Annotated in this window: 12 protein-coding genes and 2 pseudogenes; 8 read left to right on the top strand and 6 right to left on the bottom strand. The window is 71.4% G+C overall.

The window, feature by feature from the left end; genetic code table 11:
* Positions 1-40: 40 nt before the first annotated feature.
* The gene (locus tag ACZ4N5_RS32670; protein ID WP_467760639.1) at positions 41-739 is read right to left on the bottom strand and encodes a MerR family transcriptional regulator; all 699 of its coding nucleotides are present in this window, start codon (positions 737-739) and stop codon (positions 41-43) included.
* A 351-nt stretch (positions 740-1,090) separates the two neighbouring features.
* Between ACZ4N5_RS32670 and ACZ4N5_RS32675 the strand changes: the two are divergent.
* The 3 genes and pseudogenes from ACZ4N5_RS32675 to ACZ4N5_RS32685 form a co-directional block, all read left to right on the top strand.
* Positions 1,091-1,633, top strand: a pseudogene (locus tag ACZ4N5_RS32675) (N-acetylmuramoyl-L-alanine amidase); the annotation flags it as partial.
* A gap of 101 nt (positions 1,634-1,734) precedes the next feature.
* Positions 1,735-2,214 carry a macro domain-containing protein gene (locus ACZ4N5_RS32680; RefSeq protein WP_467760640.1) on the top strand — a complete coding sequence of 160 codons (480 nt, stop codon included), beginning with the start codon at positions 1,735-1,737 and terminating at the stop codon, positions 2,212-2,214.
* A 241-nt stretch (positions 2,215-2,455) separates the two neighbouring features.
* Positions 2,456-3,379 carry an adenosine kinase gene (locus ACZ4N5_RS32685; RefSeq protein ID WP_467760641.1) on the top strand — a complete coding sequence of 308 codons (924 nt, stop codon included), beginning with the start codon at positions 2,456-2,458 and terminating at the stop codon, positions 3,377-3,379.
* 212 nt (positions 3,380-3,591) lie between these two features.
* Here the strand turns inward: ACZ4N5_RS32685 and ACZ4N5_RS32690 are convergent, their stop codons facing one another.
* Positions 3,592-5,091, bottom strand: coding sequence for a M1 family metallopeptidase (locus tag ACZ4N5_RS32690; RefSeq protein WP_467760642.1), 1,500 nt, complete (start codon positions 5,089-5,091; stop codon positions 3,592-3,594).
* Positions 5,092-5,271: 180 nt separating this feature from the next.
* On the opposite strand from ACZ4N5_RS32690, the gene ACZ4N5_RS32695 reads away from it, so the two are divergent.
* Positions 5,272-7,230 carry a Xaa-Pro dipeptidyl-peptidase gene (locus ACZ4N5_RS32695; RefSeq protein WP_467760643.1) on the top strand — a complete coding sequence of 653 codons (1,959 nt, stop codon included), beginning with the start codon at positions 5,272-5,274 and terminating at the stop codon, positions 7,228-7,230.
* A gap of 149 nt (positions 7,231-7,379) precedes the next feature.
* Here ACZ4N5_RS32695 and ACZ4N5_RS32700 read toward each other — a convergent pair whose 3' ends face one another.
* Complete coding sequence (locus tag ACZ4N5_RS32700; RefSeq protein ID WP_467760644.1) at positions 7,380-8,342, bottom strand: FAD-dependent oxidoreductase; 963 nt, start codon at positions 8,340-8,342, stop codon at positions 7,380-7,382.
* Between the two features lie 66 nt (positions 8,343-8,408).
* On the opposite strand from ACZ4N5_RS32700, the gene ACZ4N5_RS32705 reads away from it, so the two are divergent.
* Positions 8,409-9,428, top strand: a complete 1,020-nt coding sequence (locus ACZ4N5_RS32705; protein WP_467760645.1) for an oxidoreductase — start codon at positions 8,409-8,411, stop codon at positions 9,426-9,428.
* A 410-nt stretch (positions 9,429-9,838) separates the two neighbouring features.
* A complete protein-coding gene (locus ACZ4N5_RS32710; RefSeq protein ID WP_467760646.1) occupies positions 9,839-11,479 on the top strand; it encodes an ABC-F family ATP-binding cassette domain-containing protein in 1,641 nt (546 codons plus the stop codon).
* A 175-nt stretch (positions 11,480-11,654) separates the two neighbouring features.
* Here the strand turns inward: ACZ4N5_RS32710 and ACZ4N5_RS32715 are convergent, their stop codons facing one another.
* Positions 11,655-14,042 (bottom strand): Tex family protein, encoded by a 2,388-nt coding sequence (locus ACZ4N5_RS32715; RefSeq protein ID WP_467760647.1) that lies wholly within the window; start codon positions 14,040-14,042, stop codon positions 11,655-11,657.
* Positions 14,043-14,194: 152 nt separating this feature from the next.
* A complete protein-coding gene (locus ACZ4N5_RS32720; protein WP_467760648.1) occupies positions 14,195-15,061 on the bottom strand; it encodes an SCO6745 family protein in 867 nt (288 codons plus the stop codon).
* 134 nt (positions 15,062-15,195) lie between these two features.
* On the opposite strand from ACZ4N5_RS32720, the pseudogene ACZ4N5_RS32725 reads away from it, so the two are divergent.
* Positions 15,196-15,412, top strand: a pseudogene (locus ACZ4N5_RS32725) (DJ-1/PfpI family protein); the annotation flags it as partial.
* 46 nt (positions 15,413-15,458) lie between these two features.
* Here ACZ4N5_RS32725 and ACZ4N5_RS32730 read toward each other — a convergent pair.
* Positions 15,459-16,202 carry an enoyl-CoA hydratase/isomerase family protein gene (locus ACZ4N5_RS32730; RefSeq protein WP_467760649.1) on the bottom strand — a complete coding sequence of 248 codons (744 nt, stop codon included), beginning with the start codon at positions 16,200-16,202 and terminating at the stop codon, positions 15,459-15,461.
* 298 nt (positions 16,203-16,500) lie between these two features.
* On the opposite strand from ACZ4N5_RS32730, the gene ACZ4N5_RS32735 reads away from it, so the two are divergent.
* Positions 16,501-17,001, top strand: coding sequence for an ATP-binding protein (locus ACZ4N5_RS32735; RefSeq protein ID WP_467760712.1), 501 nt, complete (start codon positions 16,501-16,503; stop codon positions 16,999-17,001).
* Positions 17,002-17,009: the final 8 nt, after the last annotated feature.

Raw genomic sequence — 17,009 nt, forward strand, 5'->3', positions numbered from 1 at the left:
CGGGGCGCGTCGGCCCGGGATGCCGGGGCGCGCCGGGGGATCAGGACTCCTTGAGCCATTCCCGCAGCTCGTCCTTCAACGAACGCTGGAACGCGGTGAGAAGCGCCTGCACCACCAGCGGCTGCATGTGCGCCGACAGCGACTTCACCGCCGCCACGGACTCCCGTTCGCCCACGGCGTCGCGCAACAGGACGGACAGTTCGTGGGCCGCCGCACGCGAGTGCTCCAGGAGGACGGTCCGCGCGGCCAGGATCGCCTCGTCCGCGATCGGTACGTCCAGGAGCTCCACGCCGAGCTTCAGCAGCCCGGGGTCCAGCCGGACGGAGTCCCCCGTCCGCTCGATGACGCTCATCGCGGCGAGCCGCTCCAGGTCCGCGTCGCCGAGCGCCCGCCCGGCCCGCCGCTCCAGTTCCTCCCGGGTCACGTCCTCCGTCGCGTCGGGCGCCCAGGAGGCCACCACGGCACGGTGGATGGCGAGGTCGTGTGCGCTCAGTCCGGGCGGCAGCTGCGTCAGATGGCGCTCGATCGCGGCCAGGGTCATGCCCTGGTGCTGCAACTCTTCGATCAGCGCGAGGCGGGCCAGGTGCTCCTGGCTGTAGTGGCCCACGCGCCGGGGGCCGATCACGGGCGGCGGCAACAGGCCCCTGGCGCTGTAGAAGCGGACCGTACGGACCGTGACACCCGCCCGCGCGGCCAGCTCGTCGACCGTGAGCGTCGGTTCCTCGGTGTCCGTGGTCATGGCAGGTCCTCGCCTCTCGCGTCGTGCGGCGCGCGCCCATGGTGACCGGTGACGGCGCGGTGCAACAGTATTGCTGTCCCACCAGTGTTGTGAAAGCTTCCGTCCAGGAGCGGCGCGGGCGGGGGCCCTTTGGGACACGTGCTCGATCCGGTGACGACCCCAGAACGACAGGCCGCCACGCTCACCGGCGTCCGCGAAGAGGAATGGTGCCGCACGAAAGGGCACGGCCCTGCGAATGGGCGACGTGAACGCCCGCCGAGCAGGGCCGTGGAGCCGGGAGGGTGATCGATGCTACTTGGCTGATTTACATTGCCAGGATTCCTCGATGAGGCGCACGGCATCCTGGGCAACTGGAAGGCCGCCGACAACAGCGCCCTGAAGGAGGTCCGCCTCACCAAGCCGGCCGCGCACACCTACGGACCGACCGTCACCGGCGCCGCGCTGACAGCCGGCTCCGGCACGGCCGGCACCTGGTCGATGACCGCCTACGACTACGCGGGCAACACGGCCTCCGCCTCCCTGACCGCCACCCCGGTGATCCTCCAGGAGACGTCCGCCACCAGCACCGGCACCTGGACGGCCAAGGCTTCCAGCAGCTACCTGGGCGGCAAGTCGTACAGCAGCACCTCGAAGAACGCCTCGCTCACCTGGAAGTTCACCGGCCGCTCGGCGGCATGGGTGGTCTCCCGCGCCGCCGGCTCCGGCCAGGCGGACATCTATGTCGACGGCGTCAAGGCAGTCACCGTCGACATGAAGTCGACCACCACCACGTACCGCCAGGTGCAGTGGACGAAGACGTGGTCCACGAGCGGCACCCACACGGTCAAGATCGTCGTCGTGGGCACCTCGGGGCGCCCGACCGTCACCACCGACGGACTGGTCTACCTCAAGTAGAAGCCCGCAGTCCCGGAGCCGAGCGGCGCGCCCGATACGCCGCTCGGACTCCGGGGGAGCGGTCCGGGGTCGTTGTCAGTGGCGGCCTCTACGGTGGTGTCATGTCGGAAATCATGTATGTCCGGGGTGATGCCACCGTTCCGTCGTGCAAGGGCATCAAGCTGATCGCGCACGTCTGCAATGACATCGGGGGCTGGGGAAAGGGCTTCGTGCTGGCCCTCTCCCGCCGCTGGCCGGAGCCGGAGGCCGCGTACCGCGCCTGGCACCGCGACCGCGCGGGAAACGACTTCGGCCTGGGCGCCGCCCAGTTCGTCCAGGTCGAGCCGTATGTGTGGGTGGCGAACCTGGTGGGCCAGCGGGGGATACGCACCGGCAGCAAGGGCGTGCCCGTGCGCTACGAGGCCATCGACGCCTCACTCGGACTGCTCGCCGACAAGGGCGTCGCACTCGGCGCGTCCGTGCACATGTCGCGCATCGGGTGCGGCCTGGCCGGCGGCAACTGGTCACGCGTGGAACCCCTCGTCACCGAGCGGCTGGTGCGCCGCGGCCTGGCGGTGACGGTGTATGACCACGGGGACTGACCGGCGCGACGAGCGAGCGGTGCGACGAGCGAGCGGTGCGCCGGACGGCTTGGTGTCGACCGACTTGCGTACGACCACGGCGTGACCGTGGCGACGAGGGCGCGCGGGCGGGAGCGGGGCGCGTCGGCTCGGCTGATGTCCGCGGCCTGCGCATGAAGGGACTTGCGAAAGTTTCTGCAACTGCTTGCCGTGGCGGGTCGGGGCCTGCTTGACTCGCTGCTCGCGTCCGAGAGGGAGAGTCATGAGCCGCGACATCGACGTCCTCGTCCTGGGCGGTGCGGGTGTGGACACCATCGTCCACGTCCCCGAACTGCCGCTCCCCTACGCCGACAGCTACATGATCCGTCCGGGCATCGAGAGCCGGGCCGGGCAGACCGGTGACTTCGTCGCGCTGGGCCTGCACAACCTCGGCCTGCGCACGCACCACCTGGACATGCTCGGCGACGACCCCGAGGGCGACCTCGTACGAGCCCTGCACCACGACCGGGGTATCGCGCTCACCGAGGTCCCCCAGCCCGCGGGTACCAAGAGGGCGGTCAATCTCGTCGGCCCCGACGGCCGCAGGCTGTCCCTGTACGACGACAGCCGCTCCCGCGAAGGGGACCGGCTGCCCGAGAGGACGGTGCGGGACCTGGCCGCGGCGAGCCGTCACGCCCATGTGTCCATCACCCACCCGTGCGCCTTCGCCCTGCCGGCCCTGCGGGAGGCGGCGCTGACCCTCTCGACCGACCTGCACAACTGGGACGGCGAGAATCCGTACCACGAGCCGTTCGCGTACGCCGCCGACATCGTGTTCGTCTCCACCACGGCGCTCGCCGAACCCGAGCGCACGATGCGGCGGGTCGCGGAACGGGGCCGGGCCGAGGTGGTCGTCGCCACGGCCGGCGCCGAGGGCGCGTATCTGCTGGCCGACGACGAGCTGATCCATGTCCCGGCGGTCGCGCCCCGGATGCCCGTGGTCGACTCGAACGGCGCCGGAGACTCCTTCGCCGCCGGTTTCCTCTACGGCCGGCTGACCGGCGAACCGGTTCGCCGTTGCGCCCTGTACGGCGCGGTGGCCGGCGCCTACGCCTGCACCGTGCCCGCGACCCGGGCGGACGCCATCAGCCGTGACGAACTCCTGTCCCAGGTAGCCGAGTTGGAGGAACAGGCCATCCGCAGCTGAACCAGCCGCCCGCCAACGGCCAACGGCCGATACCCGCCCGCCGGTTGCTCGCGACCGACGCCCACCCGCCATCGGCGCGCAGCCGGTGTCCGGGCTGCCGCCCGCTCACCGGCGGTGCCCGCCCGTCCCCGACGGGCAGGGGCGGGCGGGGGGAAGTCCCCGACGGGCATGGGCGGGCGGGGGAGTCCCCTGACGGGCGGGCGGCCGGTGCCTCAGCCGGAGTGGACCGAATCAGTGGCGGCGATCTTCTTCCACGACTTCGGCCGGGCGAGAGCGTCCTTCGCTGCCGAGTCGGGGGCGACCCCGGCGCTCCGCGCCGCGGGGGCCGCCGGCTTCGACGGCTGGAACAGCCAGGTGTCGAAGAGCGCCGCGAGCGACGTGCCGGACACCTGCTCGGCGTACTTCTGGAAGTCGCCGACCGACGCGTTCCCGTAAGCGTGCTCCTTCGGCCACCCCTTCAGGATGGCGAAGAAGGCGTCGTCCCCGACCCGGTTGCGCAGTGTCTGCACCGCCAGTGCGCCCCGGTCGTAGACCGCGGTGTCGAACTGGTTGTCCGGCCCCGGGTCACCGGGCGCCACCGTCCAGAAGGCGTCGTCCGCCGGATGCGAGGCGTACACGTAGTCCGCGAGCTCCTGCGTCGTGCCCTCGCCCTCGTGCTCCGACCAGAGCCACTGCGCGTAGCGCGCGAAGCCCTCGTTGATCCAGATGTCCTTCCAGCCCTTCAGTGACACGTCGTCGCCGTACCACTGGTGCGCCAACTCGTGCACGACCACGGAGGTGTTGGAGCCGTTCGCGAACTGCCGCGGGCTGTAGTACACCCGGGTCTGGGTCTCCAGCGCGTACCCGGTGGTGGTGTTGGGGACGTATCCGCCGGCGGAGCTGAAGGGATACGGCCCGAAGTAGCCGCTCAGCCAGTCGACCAGCTCTCCCGTCCGCTCGACACTGGCCCGCGCCGCCCCGTCGTTGTCGCCGAGGTCCTTGCTGTAGGCGTTGACGACCGGGACGCCCCCCTCGGACGTGCTGGTCGTGATGTCGAACTTCCCGACCGCGAGGGTGGTCAGATACGTGGCCTGCGGTTTGTTGGACCGCCAGTTGTAGCGGGTCCAGCCGAGCCGTGAACTCGTCGACTGCAGGGTGCCGTTGGAGATGGCCTGGGTGCCGTCCGGGACGGCCACGGACACGTCGTACGTCGCCTTGTCGAGCGGGTGGTCGTTGCTCGGGTACCACCACCACGCCGATTCGGGCTCGTCCGCCGCGACCGCCCCGTCCGGGGTGCGGTGCCAGGTCGAGAAGCCGTACGCGCTCTTCGTGGACGGCACTCCGCTGTAGCGCACGACGACCGTGATCGGCGTGCCCTTGGCCAGTGGCGCGGCCGGCGTGATCTCCAGCTCGTGCTGGCCCGAGGCGGCGAACGAAGCCTTCGCGCCGTTGACCCGGACCTCGCTCACATCGAGCAGAAAGTCCAGATCGAACCGGGACAGGTCCTGTGTGGTGGTCGCCAGGAGGGTGGCCGTGCCCTCCAGTTCGTCCGTCCGCGGCTGGTACGTGAGCCGCAGGTCGTAGTGCGAGACGTCGTATCCGCCGTTGCCGTAGGCCGGGTAGTAGGGGTCGCCGATGCCCGGTGCTCCGGGTGTGTAGCTTGCCGCCGATGCCGGGATCGCCAGCAGCAGGGAGGCGGCGAGGGCGCCCGGGGCGATGAGTCTGCGGTGCACGTCAAGCTCCAAGTCGTCGGGGCGTGAAGTCGGTCCGGAGCCTATTCAGTCCCTGTGGCCCCAGTCATGTCCACGGCCAGCCCTGTCACACGATCGCCATTCGGCCGACATGAGTCATCCAGCCCCGTGGGCCTCATCTGCCCTCTTTTCCACAGGAGTTGACCGGGGTACGTTCCGCGCATGCCGATACCAGTGCGCCGCATGCGCTTCATGACCTGGAGATCGCTCGCGACGGCGGCCGTTGCCGCCCTGATGGCCGCCTTCCTCGTCCCGGTCGCCGCACACGGCGCCCCGCGGGAGAGCACCCCGGTCTATTCGTACGAGAACGCGATCCGGGAGTCCGTCTGGGTCGACACCGGTCTCGACGGCGACAGTGACGGAAAGAACGACCGCGTCGCCGTCGACATCGTCCGGCCCCGCGAACTCGCCCGGCAGGGCCGCAAGATCCCCGTGATCATGGACGCCAGCCCGTACTACTCCTGCTGCGGGCGCGGCAACGAGAGCCAGATCAAGACGTACGACGCGAACGGCCACGTCGTCCAGATGCCGCTTTTCTACGACAACTACTTCGTGCCGCGCGGCTACGCCTTCGTCGGCGTCGACCTCGCCGGCACCAACCGCTCCGACGGCTGCGTCGACGTGGGCGGCCGCTCCGACATCCAGTCCGCCAAGGCCGTCGTCGACTGGCTGAACGGCCGGGCCAAGGGCTACACCACGCGCACCGGCGCCGCCACGGCCAAGGCCACGTGGACCAACGGCAGGACCGGCATGATCGGCAAGAGCTGGGACGGCACCATCGCCAATGGCGTCGCGGCCACGGGGGTCAAGGGTCTGAAGACCATCGTGCCGATCAGCGCCATCTCCTCCTGGTACGACTACTACTTCGCCAAGGGTGCCCCGCTCTACGACTCGGGCCCCGACTGGCTTTCCGGCTACGTCGACAGCCCCGACGCCCGCGCCAAGTGCGCGGCCGTACAGCGGAAGTTGGTCGACGAGGCCCCGCGCACCGGCGACTGGACGTCGCTGTGGACCGAGCGCGATTATGTCAAGAACGCCGCGAAGGTGAAGGCCAGCGTCTTCCTCGTCCACGGCATGGAGGACCTCAACGTCCGCACCAAGAACTTCGGCCAGTGGTGGGACGCCCTCTCCAAGCACGGTGTCGAGCGCAAGATCTGGCTCTCCCAGACCGGCCACGTGGACCCCTTCGATTTCCGCCGCGCCGCCTGGGTCGACACCCTGCACCGCTGGTTCGACCATGAACTCCTCGGCTACGACAACGGCATCGACCACGAGCCCATGGCCGACATCGAACGCCACCCCGACCAGTGGGCCACCTCGACGGTCTGGCCGCCCCGCACCACCAGCGCCACGACCCTGCGTCCGGGCACGGGCGCGCAGCCCGGCGTCGGCACCCTCGGACTCCGCGGAAACCCCGGGGCCGAGACCTTCACGGACGACCCGCGGCTGAGCGAGACCGACTGGGCCGCGCACATCGACCAGCCGACTCCGGACAAGGCCGGCTTCGCCACCAGGCCGCTCACCCACGACCTGCGGATCTCCGGCTCCTCCAAGGTGACCGTCACCGCCACGCCGACCACCTCGACGGCCCATCTCTCTGCGGTACTCGTCGACCTCGGTCCGGACACCATCCGCGACTACGCAGGCTCCGGCGAGGGCATCGCCACGCTCACCGACCGCACCTGCTGGGGCGCGAGCTCGGCCGGCGACAGCTCCTGCTACAAGGTGACCGAGGCGGCCAAGACCGACGTCGACTACACGGTCCTCAGCCGTGGCTGGGCCGACCTCGGCAACTACGCCTCGGACCAGGGCGTCCCGCTCACCCCGGGAACGGCGTACACCATCACGCTGGACCTGGCGGCCACCGACCACGTCGTCCCGAAGGGCCACCGGCTCGCGCTGATCGTCGCGGGCACCGACAAGGATCTCATCGACCCTCCGTCCACCACGCCGACCCTGACCCTCGACCTGTCCCGCACCGCGGCCCGCGTCCCCCTGGTGGGCGGCGCCGACGCGTTCTCGCGGGCGACTGCGGGCTCCACGGCGGCCCCGGCCGCGTCCGTCCTCGACGGCGTACGCGCCCCCCGCACCGCGCTCCGCGTCCCGGGGGAGAACCAGTGACCAACTGATCGACTGAAGGGAAGGGACCCGGGCCGCGGCGATGTCCGCGGTAGCGGCCGAAACCGGGTCGCGGCAATGTCCGCCGAAGCGGCCGAAACAGGCCGCGGCGATCCTTGCCGCGGACCGCCGCGGCCTGTTTCGGACGGAGTTCAGACGGAGGCGGTCGGACCGACGAGTTCGGCCGCCTCCCGCGCGCACCCCCACGCCACGGTGACGCCGGCCCCTCCGTGCCCGTAGTTGTGCACCAATATCCGTCCGTCCGGCAGGGCTTCGCGTTCCAGCCGGACCGCTTCGCGTACCGGCCGCAGCCCCACCCGGTGGTCGAGCACGCGCGCCCCGGCGATCTCGGGGCGCAGCGCCGCGCACCGCTCGACGATCTCCGCCGCCACCTCCGGGTCGGGGACCTGTGACCAGTCGTCCTCGTCCGTGGTGCCGCCGAGGACCACCCGGTCCGGTTGCGGGAAGACGTACGTGGTCGTCCCGGCCGCCGGGTCCGTCGAGACGAGCCACTCGTGGATCCCGGGGTTCTCGACGATCACGAGCTGCCCGCGCACAGGACGTACGGCCGGATCCGGGACGAGATCGCGGGCGCCGAGGCCCGCGCAGTTCACGACGACCGGCGCCTTCGGCTCCGAGAGGTCCGTCACCGTCCGCTCCTCGACCGTGCCGCCCGCCCGCAGAAGCCGTTCGCGCAACAGGCGCAGATGCACGGGCATGTCGATCAACGGCAGCCGCGCCCGCAGCGCGGTCCCCGGGTAGTCCTCCGCCGTCGCCGCGCGCAGTCCGGGCACCCGGGCCGCCCACGACCCCAGCTCGTCCAGCCGCGTCTCGCCCATGACCCCCTCGACCAGGCGTACGCCACTTTCCTCGGGCCGCGCCGCCAACTCCTCGTACACGGAGAGGGACACGAGCGCCCAGTCGCGGGCGAGTGCTTTCGGTTCGATGCGGTACGGCCACCACAGCGCCCCCGCAACCGCCGAGGTGGTCCGCTCGGCGGGCTCCCGCGTCCACACCCGGACCCGGCTGCCGGCCTCGGCCAGCACCACGGCCGTCGTCAGGCCGACGACTCCGCTGCCGACCACGATGACGTCGTCGCTCCCGGGCTTCTCCATGCCGGGACGGTAGCGGAATATGTCATGCCGTGGTCGTATCACTCTCTGTCTGGGGATACTCACAGCATGTCTTCCGAGTACGCCACGTTCGGCCTGGCACCGGCGATGCGTGCCGGTGGAGTCCTCGCCAACGGTGACTACCAAGTGCACCGGGACTTCGTCGACTTCATCGTCGACGGACGCCCGCTGCTGTTCCAGCTCTCCGATCTCGACGCGGTGTCCCCGCTCGCCTCCGACGTACCACCCGCGATCTTCACCGCCCACGTACGCAGGCTCCTCCTGGAGGCCGAGGCCCCCCTGGAAGGGGGCAGATACGTCATCTACGGCTGTCCCGAGTGCGAGAGCATCGAGTGCGGTGCCGTCACCGCACTGATCGAGAGGGACGGCGACGACTACGTCTGGCGGGACTTCGCCTGGCAGACCGGCGAACGGGCCGACCTGGAACGCAACGGCTACCACGGCATAGGGCCGTTCCGTTTCCGCGGCCCCGAGTACCGCAGCGCGCTGAACTCCCTGCTCGACGGCGATGCGGGCGCTCGCCGCCGCGTCCTGCTGATCGGTGCCCGGGGCGCCCTCCTCGCCAAGCCGGCCGCCGCTCTGCGCGCCGTCGGCATCGGCGCCGACATCGCCCGCGACGCCACGGGGGTCCCGGCGGACGAACTGCGCGCCTACGGCGCGGTGGTGTTCGGCCGGGCCGTCCCCGAGGCGGAACGGGCCGCCGTACGGGAGTCCTTCCGCGGCGCGGGCGTCGACGTCACCCATGTCGAGGGTCTCGCCCCGATCGTTCCGCTGCTGGTCGCCCAGATCGAGCACGCCCTGGACCGCAGCCCCCGGGAGCTGCGCCGGCTCACCCGCCTGGTCGCCGCCGACCGCGAGGCCGGAGTCGAGGTCACCTCCACCTGCCGGGTGCGGCTGACCGCCTACCGCCTGGACCGTCTCTCGCGCACCCACGCGCACGACGTGTTCGACGGAATCCTGGAACCCGGCCACCACCGGATCCCGCTGGAGGCCAGGGCGGTGAAGGGTGAGTCGTTCATCGTGGCCCGGACATCCGGGAGCGTACTGGTGACGCCGATGCCGCACTGAGCGACGGCCCGGCGGTCCAGGTGGAGCGGAGTGCCTGGGGCTTCGGGGAGCCGGTGGCCCCAGATGGCGAGCTGGGTGCTCCGGGGTGGCGGGCCCGACGGTTCGGCCAGCCGTGGGCCCGGAGGTCCGGGCACCGTAGGCCAGGCGGCCAGGGGATCGGTGGATCCGACAGTCCGGCAAAGCCCCGGGCCCGGGGTCACGGGATCGGCGGCCCCAGCCGCCGGGGGAGACGTGGGCCCGGCAGGCCGCGGGAGCCGTGGCCCGCCGGGCGGGGAGCTGTGGATCCGGTGGCCGACGCTGCGGCGGACCCCGTCGCCGAGGTCGCGGCGGCTCCGGTCGTCGAGCCTTGGGCGGGCCCCGGAGATCGGCGGCGCGGGGCGACGCGGTGGGCCGTTAAAATCGGCTCCCTGATGACTGCCACTCTCGTCGCCAAGAATCTCACCGCCGGACACGGCGACCGCGCGCTCTTCGCCGGACTCGACCTCGTCGTCGCGCCCGGCGACGTGATCGGACTCGTCGGCGCCAACGGCGCGGGCAAGTCCACACTGCTGCGGCTGCTCGCCGGCCTCCTCACCCCGGAAGAGGGCGAGCTGCGGCTCTCGCCGCCGTCCGCGACCGTCGGGCACCTGCCCCAGGAGCCGGAGCGCCGGGAGGGCGAGACCGTACGGGACTTCCTCGCCCGCCGTACGGGCGTCGACGAGGCCCAGCGGGTGATGGACGAGGCGACGCAGGCGCTCGTGGACGGAGCGCCGGGCGCGGACGACGCGTACGCGACCAGCCTGGAGCGCTGGCTCGACCTCGGCGGCGCCGACCTCGACGAACGTGCCGAGGAGGTCGCCGACACCCTGGGGCTCGGCGTCGGTCTCGACCAGCTGATGACCTCGCTGTCCGGCGGCCAGGCGGCCCGCGCCGGACTCGCCTCCCTGCTCCTCTCCCGCTACGACGTCTTCCTCCTCGACGAGCCGACCAACGACCTCGACCTCGACGGTCTGGAGCGCCTGGAGCGCTTCGTCTCCGGACTGCGCGCCGGGACCGTCGTCGTCAGCCACGACCGCGAGTTCCTCACCCGCACGGTCACCAAGGTCCTCGAACTCGACCTCGTACAGCAGCAGATCACGCTGTACGGCGGTGGCTACGAGGCGTATCTCGAAGAGCGCGACACCGCCCGCCGGCACGCCCGCGACGACTTCGAGGAGTACGCCGACAAGCGTTCCGCCCTCGAAGGCCGGGCCCAGATGCAGCGGGGCTGGATGGACAAGGGCGTCAAGAACGCGCGGCGCAAGGCGAACAACGACAACGACAAGATCGGCCGCAAGTTCCGCAGCGAGGCCAGCGAGAAGCAGGCCTCGAAGGCCCGGCAGACGCAGCGCATGATCGAGCGGCTGGACGTGGTCGAGGAGCCGCGCAAGGAGTGGGAGCTGCGCATGGAGATCGCGGCGGCCCCGCGATCGGGCGCGGTCGTCGCCACTCTGCGGGACGCGGAGGTGCGGCGCGGCGGCTTCACCTTCGGTCCGGCGACCCTCCAGATCGACTGGGCGGACCGGGTGGCCGTCACCGGCGCGAACGGTGCCGGCAAGTCGACCTTGCTGGGCGCGCTGCTCGGCCGGGTCCCGCTGTCCGACGGCCATGCCACGCTCGGTTCCGGCGTGATCGTCGGCGAGGTCGACCAGGCCCGCAAGCTCTTCCACGGCTCCGAGTCACTGCTGGACGCGTTCGGCGCGGCCGTCCCGGACACGGAACCCGCCGAAGTCCGCACGCTGCTGGCCAAGTTCGGCCTGAAGGCGGACCACGTCCTGCGCCCGGCGGCCACCCTCTCCCCGGGAGAGCGCACCCGCTCGGCGCTGGCCCTTCTCCAGGGCCGGGGCGTCAACCTGCTGGTCCTGGACGAGCCGACCAACCACCTCGACCTCCCGGCCATCGAGCAGCTGGAATCGGCCCTGGACACCTACGAGGGCACACTCCTGCTGGTCACCCACGACCGCCGCATGCTGGACGCGGTCCACACGACCCGCCGCCTGGAAGTGGCGGACGGCAAGGTGACAGAGCGCTGAGTCCGGTCGGACCGGTCCGTGAAGCACGCGGAGCGCCCCGCGGAACCGTGAGACCGGGGCGTCGAGCGGGCTGAGACCACACCTGCGGCCCGGATTCGCCGGCTCGTGGAGCGGAGTGAGACCGGACCGCGGAGGGGGCCGGCCGCCGATGCGGGCAGCCGGCCCCCTCCGTGTGTCAGCTCCGGCCCCGCTTGGGGTCGGTCAGGCCCGCGCGCCGCAGGGCGTCCGCCATGGCGCTGTTGGCGGGCGGCGGCGCCTGACGGGAGCCGCCCCCGCCACCGCCTCCCGCACCGCCGCCGCGGCCCTGCCGCTGCTGGCCACGCTGCTGAGGCGGCCGCCCGCCCCGCTGGGGACGACCGCCGTCCTCGGCCGCCGGGGCCGCGGCCTCGTCGTCCAGCCGGAGCGTCAGCGAGATCCGCTTGCGCGGGATGTCGATGTCCAGGACCTTCACCTTGACGATGTCGCCGGGCTTCACGACGTCCCGCGGGTCCTTGACGAACGTCTTGGACATCGCGGAGACGTGCACGAGCCCGTCCTGGTGGACGCCGATGTCCACGAAGGCGCCGAACGCGGCCACGTTCGTGACGACCCCCTCCAGGACCATCCCGGACACCACGTCGGAGATCTTCTCCACGCCGTCCTTGAAGGTGGCCGTCTTGAAGGCGGGCCGCGGGTCGCGCCCCGGCTTCTCCAGCTCCCGGAGGATGTCCGTGACGGTCGGCAGACCGAAGGTCTCGTCGACGAAGTCGGCCGGCTTCAGCGAGCGCAGCACACTCGTGTTGCCCATCAGCGACGCGACCTCGCTGCCCGCCGTCTTCACCATCCGCCGCACCACGGGGTACGCCTCGGGGTGCACGCTGGACGCGTCCAGCGGGTCGCTGCCGCCCCGGATCCGCAGGAAGCCCGCGCACTGCTCGTACGCCTTGGGGCCGAGCCGGGCCACGCTCTTGAGAGCCGTACGGGAAGTGAAGGGGCCGTTGGCGTCGCGGTGCGCCACGATGTTCTCCGCGAGGCCGGAGGTGATGCCGGAGACACGGGCCAGCAGCGGGGCGGAAGCGGTGTTCACGTCCACGCCCACGCCGTTCACACAGTCCTCGACCACCGCGTCCAGCGAGCGGGACAGCTTCACCTCGGACAGGTCGTGCTGGTACTGCCCGACACCGATCGACTTCGGGTCGATCTTCACCAGCTCGGCCAGCGGATCCTGGAGCCGGCGCGCGATGGAGACGGCGCCGCGCAGCGACACGTCCATGTCGGGCAGCTCCTGGGAGGCGAACGCGGACGCCGAGTACACCGACGCGCCCGCCTCCGACACCATCACCTTGGTGAGGTTCAGCTCCGGATGCTTGGTGATGAGCTCACCGGCGAGCTTGTCGGTCTCGCGCGATGCCGTGCCGTTGCCGATCGCGATCAGGTCGACCGCGTGCTCCTTGGAGAGCCGGGCGAGCTTGGCGATGGCCTCGTCCCACCGGTTGGCCGGGACGTGCGGGTGGATGACGTCCGTGGCGACGACCTTGCCGGTCGCGTCGACGACGGCGACCTTCACGCCCGTACGGAAGCCGGGGTCCAGGCCCAGTGTCGCGCGCGTGCCCGCCGGGGCGGCGAGCAGCAGGTCCCGCAGGTTCGCCGCGAAGACGTTCACCGCCTCGTCCTCGGCGGCGGTGCGCAGCCTCAGGCGCATGTCGATGCCGAGGTGCACGAGAATGCGGGTGCGCCAGGCCCAACGGGCGGTGTCCGTAAGCCACTTGTCGCCGGGACGGCCGCGGTCGGCGATCCCGAAGCGGTGGGCGACGATCCCCTCGTACGACGAAGGCCCCTCGGTGGGCTCCTCCGGCTCCAGGACGAGATCGAGGACGTCCTCCTTCTCGCCGCGCAGCATGGCGAGGATCCGGTGCGAGGGCAGTGCCTTGAAGGGCTCGGCGAAGTCGAAGTAGTCGGCGAACTTGGCGCCAGCCTCCTCCTTGCCCTCGCGCACCTTGGCGGAGAGCCGTCCACGCACCCACATGCGCTCGCGCAGCTCGCCGATCAGGTCGGCGTCCTCGGAGAACCGCTCGGTGAGGATCGACCGGGCGCCGTCCAGGGCGGCCTGAGGGTCGGCGACGCCCTTGTCGGCGTCGACGAAGGCCGCCGCCGCGGCCAGTGGGTCGACCGACGGGTCGCCCAGTAGGCCCTCGGCCAGCGGCTCAAGACCCGCCTCGCGGGCGATCTGCGCCTTGGTGCGCCGCTTGGGCTTGAAGGGCAGGTAGATGTCCTCAAGACGCGCCTTCGTCTCGGCGGCCCTGATCTGCGCCTCGATCTCCGCGCTGAGCTTGCCCTGCTCGCGCACCGAGTCGAGGATCGCGGCCCGCCGGTCCTCCAGCTCCCGCAGATAGCGCAGCCGCTCCTCGAGGGTGCGCAGCTGCGCATCGTCGAGCATCTCGGTCGCTTCCTTGCGGTAGCGGGCGATGAAGGGCACCGTCGAACCGCCGTCGAGCAAGTCGACGGCGGCCTTGACCTGCCGCTCCCGTACGCCGAGTTCCTCGGCGATCCTGCCTTCGATGGACCCTACGAGGGGTGTCGTCACGATCCCGTACCGCCTTCTCCACTGAGGTTGCGCGGCAATTGTGGCAGGTGACACCGACAACGGGGGCTCAGGGCGGCACTCGATCGGGTCGCGTGCCGCGGGACGGGACCGTTTCGCTCCCGGCCACGCGGAGCCGGGAGCGTTCGGACTCCTCAGTCCTTGCCGATCATTCCCTCCGGGAACGCGCCGGCGGCGAACGCCGTCATCAGCAGGCTCTTCGCGATCTCGGTGAGGCGCTCCACCCCGGCGGCGCCCAGGTGCTCGTAGGGGGCGCGGTCGAGACGGTCCGTCCGGGCCTCGATGTCCTGGCGCAGGGCGGCGCCGGCCTGCGTCAGCTCGCCCTCCGCGTCGAGCAGCCCGCGGTCCCGCAGCCGCCCGGACGCCGCCTCCCAGTCCTGCCGGGACCAGCCGCGTGTGCCCAGCACCCATCGGGGGGCCATGCCCTTGCCGGTCGCGGTGTGGCTCACCAGGGCCTCCACCGGGTCGAGCTCCGCGTCGAGCAGCGCCGCGAGGTGGCCGTCGCCGCGGTGCTCGCGCAGCAGGGTGGCCGCGTGCCAGAGCGCCAGGTGCGGCGCCTCGGGGACGGGGAGGTCCGCGTGCGCGGCGTACAGGGGGCGGGCGGTCGATCCGCAGGCCTCGGCCGCGCGCAGGGCGAGCTCCGCGGCCTCGGCCACGTCCTTGGAGGCGATGACGTCCTCGCCGAGCAGCCGCCTGAGCGTCGCGTCCACGGCACGCAGGCGTGCCGCGAGCACCGTCTCCGGAGAGGCCGCCCGCCAGACGGCGGGCACATGTTCGGCCACCAGTTCGTGCCGGAAGTTGAAGAACGTCGCCGTCACCGTGCCCGCGCCGACCGCGCCCATCGCGGCGGCCCGCGCCGCGAAGTACGCCGTCCGGTCGTTCTCGATGCCGACCGCGGCCAGCTCCCGGCCCAGATCGGGCGAGAAGTAGTGCGTCGAGTGAAGCGGGTTGAGGACGTTGTGGCAGCGCCGTCCGGCGCGCTCCGGCAGTGAGGGAGTCATACCCCGCACATTACCGACTGGTTGGTATGTCGTGAACGGTGAGACCGGGGATGGCAGGAAAGGTGGGGGCGGCGTCACTGCTGCCATGCGCGCGCCGGTCGGGCGCGAACCGCTGCGCGAGGTCCATCTGGGGGTCCGACGGCAAGTACGTGACCCGCGGCCGGCGTCTCCTCCGGCGTCGACATGGGGCTCACCCTGCTCGGTCGGATCCCCGGAGACGGACACGCTTGGGCCGTCCGGCTGCTGACCGAGTACGACCCGCGGCCGCCCTGCGACGACGGGTCCCCGGACAAGGCGCCCGCGCACCTCGTCGAGGAGTTCCGGAGCAAGAGCCCTTTTCTCCTCAACTAGCCGCGCGGACCGCCGGTTTCACTCTCGCTGCACGGCGGACGGGACCTCACGGCGTCCACGTGAAGTGCGGCTGCCTGCGCTCCAGGAAGGCGGCGACCCCCTCCGCGGTGTCGCCGCCGGCGCGTGCCTGCTCCGCCCAGTACGCGTCACGGTCGGTGCGCCCGTTCGCGAACTCCTTCGCCGCCGCCTGCGTCAGCAGGGAGCGCGCGGCCAGGACGCGGGTGAACTCCACGACCCGCTTGTCGAGTTCGCCCTCGGCCAGCACCTCGTCCACCAGGCCGCTGCGCAGCGCGCGCTCGGTGTCGATCAACTCGCCCGAGAAGAGCAGGTACTTGGCGGTGGACGGACCCACCAATGCCGCCAACCTCCGCGTGGAGGAGGCCGGATAGACGATGCCGAGCTTCGCCGGCGTCACCCCGAACAGCGACCCCTCCTGGGCGAACCGCAGATCGCAGGCGGCCGCGAGCTGGGACCCGCCGCCCACGCAGTAGCCGCGAATCGCCGCCAGCGTCGGCTTCGGGAACGCGGCGAGGGCTTCCTCGGCGAGCACGGCGAGGCCCTGGGCCTCGTCCGGAGACTCGCGCAGCGTCGAGATGTCGGCCCCGGCGCAGAACGTGCCGCCCTCACCGGTGAGCACGAGCGCGTGCACATCGGCGCGACCACCCAAGTCCTCCAGCAGAGGCGGCAGAGCTCGCCACATCCGCGTCGTCATGGCGTTGCGTTTGGCAGGGTGATGGATGACGACGGTGGCGACCCCGTCGCCGACATGATGCAACAGCTGCGGCTCCATGGCCGGATGCTATCCGCACCCGACGGCCGGATTGTGATCATGGTTTGGGGCCGTCTCGCGGGCGACGGAGCCACGGGGAACGAATCGGGTCAGTCGAGGGGCAAACCCGTACAACCCGAATAGTTTCGGAAGTCGGCATAAGAAAGGACAGGACTTGTCGTAGAACCGACTGGGGTATGCAGCGGCGATCATAAAACATCGATAATTGCTGACTTCTGTTCAGTCAACCGGTACGGACCAGCGCATTACCAACACTCGACGTGTGGTGACAATCGAGCGCAAGGGTGGCGACCGGACGATGGAGAACCTCGGGCGGGGGTCCGACCCGAGCCCCGAAGGCGCAGGCGCGACTCCCGCCGTCAGATCGCCGGGACCACTGCCGTACGAGGGGGTGTGGCGGTTCACCGCCGCCGCCGTCGACGCCTCGGTGCCGCAGGCGCGGCATGCCGTCCGTGATCTGCTGGTCCGCCAGGGGGTGCCGGTCTCGGACGATGTCGTTCAGGGACTGCTGTTGATCGTCTCCGAACTGGTCACGAACGCCGTCAAGCACGCGGCACTTCTGTCGCCGATGCTCGCGGTGGAGGTCGCGGTCGGCGCCGACTGGGTCCGGGTGTCCGTCGAGGACAACCACCCCTACCGTCCGACGGCGCTGGAGGCCGACCATGGGCAGACCGGGGGCCGGGGCCTGCTGCTGGTGCGCGAGGTGACCAGGGAGTTCGGCGGAGGGTGCGACGTCGAGCACACCGCGGACGGCGGCAAGGTGATCTGGGCCGCCCTGCCGCTCGCACCGGGCGTCTAGCGGACCGG

Source organism: Streptomyces sp. NPDC026500, assembly GCF_055567635.1.

Excerpts from the sequence above, each read along its gene's own strand:
- ACZ4N5_RS32700 (WP_467760644.1), bottom strand. The coding sequence starts at position 8,342 with ATGGAGAAGCCCGGGAGCGACGACGTCATCGTGGTCGGCAGCGGAGTC.
- ACZ4N5_RS32735 (WP_467760712.1), top strand. The coding sequence starts at position 16,501 with ATGGAGAACCTCGGGCGGGGGTCCGACCCGAGCCCCGAAGGCGCAGGC.
- ACZ4N5_RS32710 (WP_467760646.1), top strand. The coding sequence starts at position 9,839 with ATGACTGCCACTCTCGTCGCCAAGAATCTCACCGCCGGACACGGCGAC.
- ACZ4N5_RS32730 (WP_467760649.1), bottom strand. The coding sequence starts at position 16,202 with ATGGAGCCGCAGCTGTTGCATCATGTCGGCGACGGGGTCGCCACCGTC.
- ACZ4N5_RS32685 (WP_467760641.1), top strand. The coding sequence starts at position 2,456 with ATGAGCCGCGACATCGACGTCCTCGTCCTGGGCGGTGCGGGTGTGGAC.
- ACZ4N5_RS32720 (WP_467760648.1), bottom strand. The coding sequence starts at position 15,061 with ATGACTCCCTCACTGCCGGAGCGCGCCGGACGGCGCTGCCACAACGTC.
- ACZ4N5_RS32680 (WP_467760640.1), top strand. The coding sequence starts at position 1,735 with ATGTCGGAAATCATGTATGTCCGGGGTGATGCCACCGTTCCGTCGTGC.
- ACZ4N5_RS32695 (WP_467760643.1), top strand. The coding sequence starts at position 5,272 with ATGCCGATACCAGTGCGCCGCATGCGCTTCATGACCTGGAGATCGCTC.
- ACZ4N5_RS32670 (WP_467760639.1), bottom strand. The coding sequence starts at position 739 with ATGACCACGGACACCGAGGAACCGACGCTCACGGTCGACGAGCTGGCC.
- ACZ4N5_RS32705 (WP_467760645.1), top strand. The coding sequence starts at position 8,409 with ATGTCTTCCGAGTACGCCACGTTCGGCCTGGCACCGGCGATGCGTGCC.